This window comes from Comamonas sp. NyZ500 (genome assembly GCF_016772095.1).
Taxonomy (GTDB): domain Bacteria; phylum Pseudomonadota; class Gammaproteobacteria; order Burkholderiales; family Burkholderiaceae_C; genus Comamonas; species Comamonas thiooxydans.
In genome coordinates this window covers 107,767-117,673 of sequence record NZ_JAEIJE010000016.1, presented here as the reverse complement: position 1 = coordinate 117,673, position 9,907 = coordinate 107,767, and the positions used below count along the sequence as shown (strand labels likewise).

11 protein-coding genes are annotated in these 9,907 nt (G+C 60.7%); 6 read left to right on the top strand and 5 right to left on the bottom strand.

The window, feature by feature from the left end; all coding sequences use genetic code 11:
• The first annotated feature begins 223 nt into the window (after positions 1 to 223).
• Together JAO85_RS20210 and JAO85_RS20205 are read left to right on the top strand one after the other, a co-directional pair.
• Positions 224 to 964 carry a hypothetical protein gene (locus JAO85_RS20210; protein ID WP_171832543.1) on the top strand — a complete coding sequence of 247 codons (741 nt, stop codon included), beginning with the start codon at positions 224 to 226 and terminating at the stop codon, positions 962 to 964.
• 30 nt (positions 965 to 994) lie between these two features.
• Positions 995 to 1,327, top strand: a complete 333-nt coding sequence (locus tag JAO85_RS20205) for a hypothetical protein (RefSeq protein WP_012839430.1) — start codon at positions 995 to 997, stop codon at positions 1,325 to 1,327.
• Positions 1,328 to 2,213: 886 nt separating this feature from the next.
• On the opposite strand, the gene JAO85_RS20200 is transcribed toward JAO85_RS20205, so the two are convergent.
• Positions 2,214 to 2,432 (bottom strand): hypothetical protein, encoded by a 219-nt coding sequence (locus JAO85_RS20200; protein ID WP_003069105.1) that lies wholly within the window; start codon positions 2,430 to 2,432, stop codon positions 2,214 to 2,216.
• Positions 2,433 to 2,631: 199 nt separating this feature from the next.
• Here JAO85_RS20200 and JAO85_RS20195 point away from each other — a divergent pair, with 199 nt between their 5' ends.
• Both JAO85_RS20195 and JAO85_RS20190 read left to right on the top strand, forming a co-directional pair.
• Complete coding sequence (locus tag JAO85_RS20195) at positions 2,632 to 3,021, top strand: CidA/LrgA family protein (RefSeq protein WP_039049091.1); 390 nt, start codon at positions 2,632 to 2,634, stop codon at positions 3,019 to 3,021.
• Positions 3,018 to 3,758 (top strand): LrgB family protein, encoded by a 741-nt coding sequence (locus JAO85_RS20190; RefSeq protein WP_054074634.1) that lies wholly within the window; start codon positions 3,018 to 3,020, stop codon positions 3,756 to 3,758. The genes JAO85_RS20195 and JAO85_RS20190 overlap by 4 nt, the downstream gene beginning before the upstream one ends.
• 39 nt (positions 3,759 to 3,797) lie before the next feature.
• Here the strand turns inward: JAO85_RS20190 and JAO85_RS20185 are convergent, their stop codons facing one another.
• The gene (locus JAO85_RS20185) at positions 3,798 to 4,748 is read right to left on the bottom strand and encodes a DMT family transporter (RefSeq protein ID WP_202788850.1); all 951 of its coding nucleotides are present in this window, start codon (positions 4,746 to 4,748) and stop codon (positions 3,798 to 3,800) included.
• Between the two features lie 87 nt (positions 4,749 to 4,835).
• On the opposite strand from JAO85_RS20185, the gene JAO85_RS20180 reads away from it, so the two are divergent.
• Positions 4,836 to 5,780, top strand: coding sequence for a LysR family transcriptional regulator (locus JAO85_RS20180; RefSeq protein WP_003069096.1), 945 nt, complete (start codon positions 4,836 to 4,838; stop codon positions 5,778 to 5,780).
• 9 nt (positions 5,781 to 5,789) lie between these two features.
• Here the strand turns inward: JAO85_RS20180 and JAO85_RS20175 are convergent, their stop codons facing one another.
• From JAO85_RS20175 to JAO85_RS20165, 3 genes are all read right to left on the bottom strand, one after another.
• A complete protein-coding gene (locus tag JAO85_RS20175) occupies positions 5,790 to 6,260 on the bottom strand; it encodes a hypothetical protein (RefSeq protein ID WP_039049089.1) in 471 nt (156 codons plus the stop codon).
• Positions 6,261 to 6,638: 378 nt separating this feature from the next.
• Complete coding sequence (gene tenA, locus JAO85_RS20170) at positions 6,639 to 7,310, bottom strand: thiaminase II (protein WP_202788849.1); 672 nt, start codon at positions 7,308 to 7,310, stop codon at positions 6,639 to 6,641.
• Between the two features lie 126 nt (positions 7,311 to 7,436).
• Positions 7,437 to 8,402 carry a LysR family transcriptional regulator gene (locus JAO85_RS20165; RefSeq protein ID WP_012839438.1) on the bottom strand — a complete coding sequence of 322 codons (966 nt, stop codon included), beginning with the start codon at positions 8,400 to 8,402 and terminating at the stop codon, positions 7,437 to 7,439.
• Positions 8,403 to 8,599: 197 nt separating this feature from the next.
• Between JAO85_RS20165 and JAO85_RS20160 the strand changes: the two genes are divergently transcribed.
• The gene (locus tag JAO85_RS20160) at positions 8,600 to 9,790 is read left to right on the top strand and encodes an acyl-CoA dehydrogenase (RefSeq protein ID WP_003069087.1); all 1,191 of its coding nucleotides are present in this window, start codon (positions 8,600 to 8,602) and stop codon (positions 9,788 to 9,790) included.
• Positions 9,791 to 9,907 lie beyond the last annotated feature (117 nt).

The following is a 9,907-nucleotide window of genomic DNA, read 5'->3' as shown; positions in this document are numbered from 1 at the left end:
GGCGCATGGACCAACACCGGATCGGGCGCAACCTCGGTGGGTACCGTCCATCAGAACGCTGGAGCATTTGGCAATGCTGGCTACTTCTCCAACGGTGGTGGCACCTCCGGTACTGCCGGTGCAGGCTCCGCTGCCAATGCCAACTAAGGCAGCTGTCCCAAGATAGTTGTGTTTGTCCCGGGCCTGGCTGCCTGGCCGGGCTCGGGCAACGTAGGAGCAAAGCATGAAATTCTCAATAGCTCTGTTAAGTCTTTGCGTTCCTTTGTGCAGTTATGCGCAAAGTGCCGACAGCAGCGCGCAAAGCTCCTCTAGCTCCTCTTCCGTGGGGGCGCAACAGAATCAGTCGGTCACCATTGTCAATCCGGTCGTTGCCCCGGCGGAAAGTCGATCTGTATCCACGATGGACAGCAGATCCACTTCAACCTCCGATCAGAACATCACAACGAACGGCACGACCACCCAGAACCTGAACAGCACGGTATCCGGGACGTCCAAGAACATTGTGGAGTACACAGGTACTTACACCATGAAAAACGTTCCCAGCGTGAACGGCCCCAACCTCACAACCAGCAATGACACCTGCATGGGCAGCAGCAGCGGCAGTGCCAACGGCCCTGGCTTTGGCGTGAGCTTCGGCACAACCTGGACGGACGAGCATTGCAAGCGCCTGAAAATGAGCCGTGAGCTCTGGAACAAGGGCATGAAGGCAGCTTCGTTGGCAATGGACTGCATGGATCCCGCCGCTCGCGTGGCACTGGAGATCACGGGTTCTAAATGTCCGCAATCCATGACTGCAGACGAGCGCCGCAACAACTACGGGCCGGATGCTTCGGCACAAGGTAGCCCCACTCCCGCTTCAGCGCCCACAGAGGTTCAGTCAAGTTTGACACCTGAAGCCCCTCGCCCCTCGCTTGTAACATCTGTGATGGAAGATCCACGTACAGCACAGCTGTATGACAATTAGTGGGCGTGATTCCTAATCTAGGAGGCCGCTATGGGCAAGACTCTAGCTCTTTTAGCGATTGCACTATGCAGCGCTTCGTCTTTGGCTGCACCCGACTCCAGGGCCATCAATGAACCGTTGAGCATTCAACGCCAGATCTTCGGAAGTGGCGAGCAAGGTGCAGCAGGCTCGCAGCAAGCCGAGCCAGTGGGGGACTATGGCGTCTGGCATGTGCCGCAGTACCTGCCTGGTTACCCTACTGCAGCAACTATCTGGCCCCGCGCCATACCTGTGAAATGCAAGGACAGGCAATGCGAAGGCTATGTGATTACCCCGCAGATGGGGCCAGGTGAGTACCTGTTTTTTGTGCCTACAAGCGAATAGGCTGGTCAAAGGCATCACAGGGCGGCAGCACTTCTTTGGTGCTGACAGCAACTCACCTAACAAGGGCGGGCTTCAACCCGCCCTTGTTGATTTGTGCTCTGCAAATATGCAGCCACTCAGCACTGATAGCAACACCAAGCGAAGTACCTGCTGACAAATCGACCCAGCTTCGACCTCATGTCGGCATCATGGGCGCAACGCGTTTTTGTCCAAAGGAACGCCGCGACAATTTTTTGCGCCTGAATATCGAATACAATCCGCATCCCTCCAGGGTGAGTGCTGGGAATTGAAATCCCCGCAGCAGGGCGTTCCGGTCCAATCCGGCACTACATACCCAAGCCGAAAAGGCAGCTTCGCTGCCATCCAGCCTTCCGTTCTCCACGCGAAAAGCCGGCGCATCAATTACGCCACAGCCCCATGCCTTTCCCTTGCCGGGATAAGGCAGGATCTCTCTTGCTCGCTCATCTTTTCGAAGTTGCACAGTCACTGTGCATAACTTTGCACAATCTGGTGCGGATCTATGCCTTGCAATACCATGCCAGGCACCGGCAGCATCGCCCATCTGTCAAACATCCACTCACTTCAAGCCCATAGCACACAGCAGGTCACATGGGACATTTCTCTCTGGAAAATGCCTTTTGAGCATCGCTGCACTTGTACTGTCAACGAGAGCCTTTGCTGTCAATCCGAGCAACCCTGGCTTGAGTCAAGCCACAAAAAAAGCGCTGTCCATGACAGCGCTTTTTTCCACAGATCATGTGGACATGATTGTGGATATCCAGTGAAATCCTGGTGATAACAGCACACAAGCCCTTGTACTTGCGGGTTGAAAGGTAGGTTGCCTCCAAATCAGGCAATTGCAATCCAAGGGTTAACCCCGAGCATTTCAGAGCTGGCGCCGGATCACCATACGCCCCGACTCGGTGATATGCCAGTGCTTTTCTGCATCCTGCTCCACGAGGCCCCGCTCCAGCAGGCGCTTGGAAAGATATTCCTTGGCGGCAGACCACAGGGAGACATCCTCGCCCAGCTCCAGCTTCTTGAGTGTTTCCAATTCATCGACCGTAGGTTCATACACAGGTGCGCGATAGACTGCGGTTTGCATGGTGACTTCTCCTAAGCTCGTGCGATGACTGGCCGCTTCGGCTCCGAAGCGCCTGAGATCCAAGATAAACCTGTCATCCGCGACACGCAATAGTTACCCGCCTGCTTTACCTTTATTCACCCAAGCCATACCCCACCCTTACAGAGTTGGCAGCCTGACAACAGGCTGCCAACTCATTATTCAGGAGTTGACCACCTTTATGCTGTATGCGCTTGCCGTACTTTTTGCCTTTCAGCTACTGGGGGAGTTCCTGGCCCGCGTCACGGGCTTGCCTCTGCCCGGCGCGCTGATCGGCATCCTGCTTTTGCTGCTGGGCCTGCTGTTTTACAAACGACTACCCAAGACACTGGAAGATACTGCTCAGGTTCTGTTGCAGAACATGATGCTGCTTTTCATCCCCGTCATTGCGGGCGTAATGCTGGAATTCGACCACCTGCGCCGCGAATGGCTGCCGTTTGTGCTGGCCTGCATTGCCGGAGCTGCCATCACATTCACCGCAACCGCCCTCACCTTCCGCTTCTGCCTGCAGCGCCAGCGCACTCTCAAGCCGGATGACAAGCCCGCGGCAAGACAGGAGCAGAGCTTATGAGCACACCCCTGCTTGAACGCCTGCACACCGCCTGGCTGAGCCTGGCCCAAGGCTCGCCCCTGCCCTGGCTGGTGCTGACCATGCTGGTCTATCTGGCGGCCATGGCCATCTACAGGAAAAGCGGCAACCGCCCCATGCTGATTCCGGTGTTTACCGGCGTGGTCGTCATCGTCGCGATTCTGTTGCTCACAGGCACGCCTTATGAAACCTATCGCAGCGGCGTATCCCTGCTGGGTCTGATGATAGGCCCGGCTACCGTGGCACTGGCTATCCCGCTCTACGCCCAACGCGAGCGCATCCGTCAGCTGTGGCTGCCCATCAGCGTGGCGCTGCTGGTGGGCTGTCTGGTCGCTCTGCTTTCAGCGCTGGGCATCGCCTGGGCCTTTGGCGGCTCGCAAGCTACGCTGATCGCCGTGGCACCCAAATCGGCCACCATTCCCATCGCCCTGCCCATGGCCGAGCGTTTTGGAGGAACACCCTCGCTGGCCGCCGTGGCCGTGGCCATTACCGGCATCAGCGGCACCATGATGGCACCGCTGCTGTGCCGCGTCCTGCGTCTCAAGGATCCAGCGGTTCAAGGCTTTGCCATCGGACTTACGGCCCATGCGATTGGCACGGCACGCGCCATCCAGCTCAACCCCACGGCCGCTGCGTTCTCCGCTCTGGCCATGGGCTTGAACGGCGTGGCCACGGCGGTGCTGATGCCACTGGTGCTGGCCATTACCCCCTGGATTTAAAACGATAGCTGCTGGCGCTTGATGCATAACCGCTGGCAGCTATTTTTGATTAGGCTTGCGCTCGCTACGCCGGTAAGCTGCAAGCGCCCCCAGAATCAGCGCCATCCCCAGCCACTGCGCCGGCTGCGGCTTGGCACCAAACCAGAGCAGATCCACCAGCAAAGCCATGACGGGGTAGATAAAGGACAAGCCGGCGATCGCCTGCGCCCGCAGTCTTTGAAATGCCGTGTACATCAGTGTGTACATCCAGGCCGTGTGCACCAGGCCCAGCACCAGCACCGCAGCCCAGACCTTGGGGCTGAAGAGTGCCTGGGCGCGCAGCTCCCACACCCAGGGCAGCAAGCTCAGCGCACCAAGCAGCATCTGCAGCATGGCGATCTGCGCCGGCGCAAGCCGCCTGAGCCGCTGAGTGGCCAAGGTGGCCAGGGCATAAAGACTGGCTGCCAGCAGTGCCAGCACAATGCCCAAGGATTGCCCTTGCGACGCCTGCTGATCAGTCAGCCCTACCAGGCCGCTGCTCAAGCCCACGCCTACCAGCGCCAGCAGCAGCCAGGGCAGCCGATTGAGCGGCAGAGGCTCGCCCTGCAGCAGAGCCGCCAGCAGCAACAGCAAGAAGGGCTGTACGTGATAGACCACCGTGGCAATGGCAATGCCGCTGTATTCATAGGCACGAAACAGGCACAGCCAATTGACGATGAGCGCCACAGCCCCCAGCAGCAGCCAGCCGCTCTCGCGCCAGGTCGGCCGGGACCACTGGCCCGACCAAAGCACCCAGGCCGCCAGCCCGAGTCCGCCAAGCAAACAACGCAACCACACCACCCACAGCACGGGCAGGCCGCTCTCCACCACCAGCAGGCCGATGGTTCCGGAAAGCGCCATGACCAGCACCATGCGCCAGCTACCGCCGGCTGCTGCCTTGGGCGGCGAGGTGGCGGCCAAAGCCGGCTTGGAAGCCAGCACTTGTAAAGAGGAAGATGTCTGGGAAGTCATGATGGCATGGTCCGTCAATCACTTCCAAGCATCAATACAGCTCTATTCCACTTACTATTACCCAAAGATCAACAATCAAGCTGAACCATGAGCACAGAGTCCGGCCTGCTTCCTGAAATGCTGGTTTTCGCCAAGGTGGTGGAGCAGCGCAGCTTTGCCGCCGCCGCACGGCAACTGGATCTGACCACCTCGGCCGTCAGCCGCAGCGTGGGCCGGCTCGAAGCCCATTGGGGCGTGCAGCTGCTGCACCGCACAACCCGCTCCCTGTCCCTGACCGAGCTGGGCGCCGAGGTCTATGCCGCCTGCAGCCAGCTGGCACAGACGGCCAGCGATATCCACGCCATTGCCGGCCATTACAGCGGCGTGCCGCGCGGCACGGTGCGACTGACGGCACCGACCATCTTTGGTGAAATATGGCTCAGTGCACAGCTGCCTGCGCTGCGCCGCCAATGGCCCGAGCTTGAGGTCGCCGTCAGCCTCAGCGACCAGATGCAGGACCTGGCGCAGCAAGGTCTGGATCTGGCCATCCGCCTGACCCGGCCAGAACAGCTACCACCGCATATGGTGGCGCGCGAGCTGCGCCAGGTGCGCTACATCGCCGTGGCCTCGCCGGCCTACCTCAGGGGTCTGATCAAGCCGCCCGAGCATCCACAGGAGCTGGGACGCGAGCATGGCGTGGCATGCATCACGCTGGGCTATGGCGACTTTCAGAGCCGGCTGCAATGGGTGCACGGCCAAACCCGCAGCCCAGAGGCTGCCGTGACCGAAGTCGCCGTTCACTCTCCTTTATCCATGGACAGCAGCACGGGCATCATCAATCTGGCGCTGCAGCACCAGGGCATAGGCCTGGTGGCAGACTTTGCCGCCCAGGCCGTGCTGAGCAGCGGCGCACTGGTACAGGTACTGCCCGACTGGCTGCTGACGGGCAACTACGCGCCGCGCACCGCTTATGCACTGTATATGCCATCGCGCCACCTGCCGCTCAAGGTGCGGGCGCTGATCGACCATCTGGTCGAGGCCGGCAAGCGCTGAGTCCATGACTCAAACCGGCTCAGTTCCAGCAACCTGAAGGCCAGCCGTATCGACAGTCGCTGCGGCGGCCTGTGGCCAGAAAAGAGCCCGCACTTCGGCGTTGGCATAAGGCAGGACCAGCGCCAACCCGCTCAGCAGGGTGCCCGCATCGGCGGCGGCGCTGCCCAGACCCGATTGCAAAACAGGGCCCGTAAAACAGGACACCAGCAAACCGGCTAGCGTCGAGCTGACCGCCAGACTTGGCGCCCAGCTTCTGAAGCGCAGTTGTCCGTAAAAAGAAGCCAGCGTAGTCACAACCACCACCGCCATGGCCAGCAATACTCCGGGCGGATAGCGCTTGATGCCGCCGAATTGCACCATGCTGTCATGCACCGACTTCAGACTCGCGGGGATCAGCGGGAAAAAGGCGTCCAGGCACAGGCCCGCCAAAGGAATTGCCGAGGAGGCAAGAACAATGGCCCGGTATGTCGACTTCTTCAATTCCCTCTCCCTCGATGTTTACCGCGCATCGTATCGGGATATCCCCATTCGCCCGCTACAAGCTTGTGGACAATACCAACCACTCAACGGGATAAGCGTATCAAGCCCTTGTTCTGCAAAGACTTTTCAATACCTGCTTGATTTTTAAGCAAATCACACTATACGGCTCTTAAAGCCTACAAACTCCGCATTTCATAGCAGCTCACGCCTACCCAAATTGGGCTGTAGCCCAGTTTTCCCCACTAAATCATTACAAGCTTGTGGACAAACCGGAGCAAGCACTTGAATAAGCGACTTAACTCCTTGTCACATTAGGAAAAACGGGGTGCTGATTATTTTTTAATCAGCACCCCCGTTTATGCACTAAAACTCAGCGACTCAGCGCAGCGGCCCTTGCCAATCTCCCAGGCGGTAGGCACTGTCCCAGAACATCCATTCCAGCCGGGCCGCATCCTTGTAGGCCGCATGCATGGCCGCGCGCGTGGCCTCGGTGGCCTCCTCGGCCAGGCGATCCACCGTGGCGCAGACGCCGCGCACCGCCGCATGAAACTCCTCGCTGGCATAGGTGTCCACCCAGGCCTGATACGGATTGTCCTTGGCCGAGCGCGCATGAATGTCGCGCCCCACCTCGGCATAGATCCAGAAGCAGGGCAGCAGGGCCGCAACAGCCACCGGATAGGAGGCGCTCCAGGCCGTGGCCAGCAGATAGCTGGTGTAGTGATGGCAGACCGGCGTGAGCGGCGTGGCTGCAAACTGCTCGGGCGTCACGCCGAAGTCACGCATGAAGCCACCATGCAGGGCGCGCTCCACCACCACGGCCTCATTGGCGGCATTGGCAAACTGCACCACGCCTTCGGCGTTATCGGATTTGGCCGCCGTCACGGCCAGCGCTCGGCCATAGGCGACGAGGTAGTGCGCATCCTGAATCATGTAGTGGCGAAAGCGCTCCCGGCTCAGCGTGCCGGCCGCCAGCTCCTGGTTGAAGGGCAGCTCCAGGGTACTTTGAAACAGTGCCTGGTTGGCGCTCCACAGGCTTTGGCTGAATGACATGATTCGACTCTCCACTGCAAGAATTCATAGCAGCCAGCGCTTTGCTGGCCGGGCAAGCAATCATTCTTGCCTAGATACCTGCATCGAAGGCCCAAAGCCCGGCGGCTATGCGGTCAAAGCTGTATTTCAAGGCTGGCGCTCTGGCTTGCGACCTGCAGCCTCCTGCGCCTTGTGCTGCAACCACTGGCTGAACACGCGCAGCGCCGGCGACGGTTGTGCCTCGGCCGCCAGCTCGGGCGTGACCAAAAAGTAGGCGCGGTTGCCGCGCAGCGGCTGGGGACAGGCGACGATGAGATCGCCGCGCGCAATCTCCTGCTCGATCAGCATGGGCGGGATCAGCGCCACGCCCAGACCCTGGCTGGCAGCCACGGCCAGCATGGAAAACAGCTCAAGCCGCATGCCGTCGAGCGCGCGCGGTGCATCGACATGCATCGCGTCGAACCACTGGCGCCAGCCCTGGGGGCGCGTGCTTTGCTGCAGCAGCGGCAGGCGCGCAATCACCTCGGGGCCGACCGGCAGCCAGGCACGGCCTGGATCACGCTGCTGGGCCGTGGCCAGCAGTTGCGGGCTGCACACGGGCACGACTTCCTCGTCCATCAGCCACTGCGCCTGCACGCCGGGCCAGCGGGCCACCTGCTCGGGCGTGCCCGCGTAGAGAGCAGCATCGAACACCGTGTCGGCAAACAGGAAAGGCCGGGTCTGCACATCGATATGCACAGTGATGTCGGGGTGCTGCTGTGCCAGTTGCGGCAGGCGCGGCAGCAGCCAGCGCGTGGCAAAGGTGGGCACGGCCGCCAGATTGATGGGACCGCCCTCGCCCTGATGGCTCATCAGATCCAGCGTGTCGCGCTCCAGCCCCTGCAGCCAGCGTCCCACCTGCTTGGCGTAATGCAGCCCCGCATCGGTGAGCAGCACGCCGTGGCGTGTGCGCTTGAACAGCGCCACGCCCACAAACTCCTCCAGCGCAATGATCTGGCGCGAGACGGCACTTTGCGTCAGCGACAGCTCCTGCGCAGCCTTGGTGTAGCTGACATGGCGGGCGGCCGATTCAAAGCAGGCCAGGGCCTGGGTGGAAGGGAGAACTCTACGCATATCTCTTGTGCTTAGAACGCATCAATCAATCTCAAAACGAAGGGGAAACCCTGAATAATTCGCTTATACATGCGCTTTACTCATTCATAGATGATTATTCATCGTTTGCCAGCCCCTGTTCTGCAAACCTAATATGTGTGCAAGCACTCAGGCGGAAATGCGCCTGCAACCCGACACCTTGCATTCAGGAGATGAACATGGCCAATGGCTACCAGTGGGACGACTGCTTCCAGCTCGACCAGCAACTGACCGAAGACGAGCGCATGATCCGCGACGCTGCGCGCGAGTACTGCCAGGACAAGCTCAAGCCTCGCGTGCAAGCCATGTTCCGCAACGAGTCCGTGGACGTCAGCATCTTCCGCGAGATGGGCGAGCTGGGCCTGCTGGGACCCACCATTCCCACGCAATACGGTGGCGCGGGTCTGAACTATGTGAGCTACGGCCTGGTGGCGCGCGAGATCGAGCGTGTTGATTCGGGCTATCGTTCCATGGCCTCCGTGCAATCGTCGCTGGTGATGGTGCCCATCAACGAGTTCGGCACCGAAGCGCAGAAGATGAAATACCTGCCCAAGCTGGCTTCGGGCGAGTTCATCGGCTGCTTCGGCCTGACCGAGCCCGACCACGGCTCCGACCCCGGCTCCATGGCCACACGCGCCTACAAGGTCGACGGCGGCTATCGCCTCAAGGGCAACAAGATGTGGATCACCAACAGCCCTGTGGCCGACGTGTTCGTGGTCTGGGCCAAGGAAGTCTCCGAGGACGGCACTGTGGGCCAGATCCGCGGCTTTGTGCTGGAAAAGGGCATGAAGGGTCTGTCCGCGCCTGCCATCCACGGCAAGGTGGGCCTGCGCGCCTCCATCACTGGTGAAATCGTGATGGACGATGTGTTCTGCCCCGAAGAAAACGCCTTCCCCGACGTGCGCGGCCTCAAGGGCCCGTTCACCTGCCTGAACAGCGCCCGCTTCGGCATTGCCTGGGGCGCGCTGGGTGCGGCAGAAGACTGCTGGCACACCGCCCGCCAGTACACACTGGACCGCAAGCAGTTCGGCCGTCCCCTGGCAGCCAACCAGCTGATCCAGAAGAAGCTGGCCGATATGCAGACCGAAATCACGCTGGGCCTGCAAGCCGCGCTGCGCGTGGGCCGCATGAAGGACGAACACCAGAACGTGATCGAGATCACCTCTCTGGTCAAGCGCAACAACTGCGGCAAATCGCTGGACATCGCCCGCATGGCGCGCGACATGCTGGGCGGCAACGGCATCAGCGACGAGTTCGGTGTGGCTCGCCACCTGGTGAACCTGGAAGTGGTGAACACCTACGAAGGCACTCACGATGTGCACGCACTGATTCTGGGTCGCGCCCAGACCGGCATCGCTGCATTTAACTGACCCCCCTGAGCCGCTGTGCCTAGGCGGCCCCGCCTGGGCGGCCCCACCTGGGCGGCACCGCCGCTTCCCCTGGCCGGGCGCCCCCTCTCTCTACGCGCTTTGCGCTATGGGAGGGGG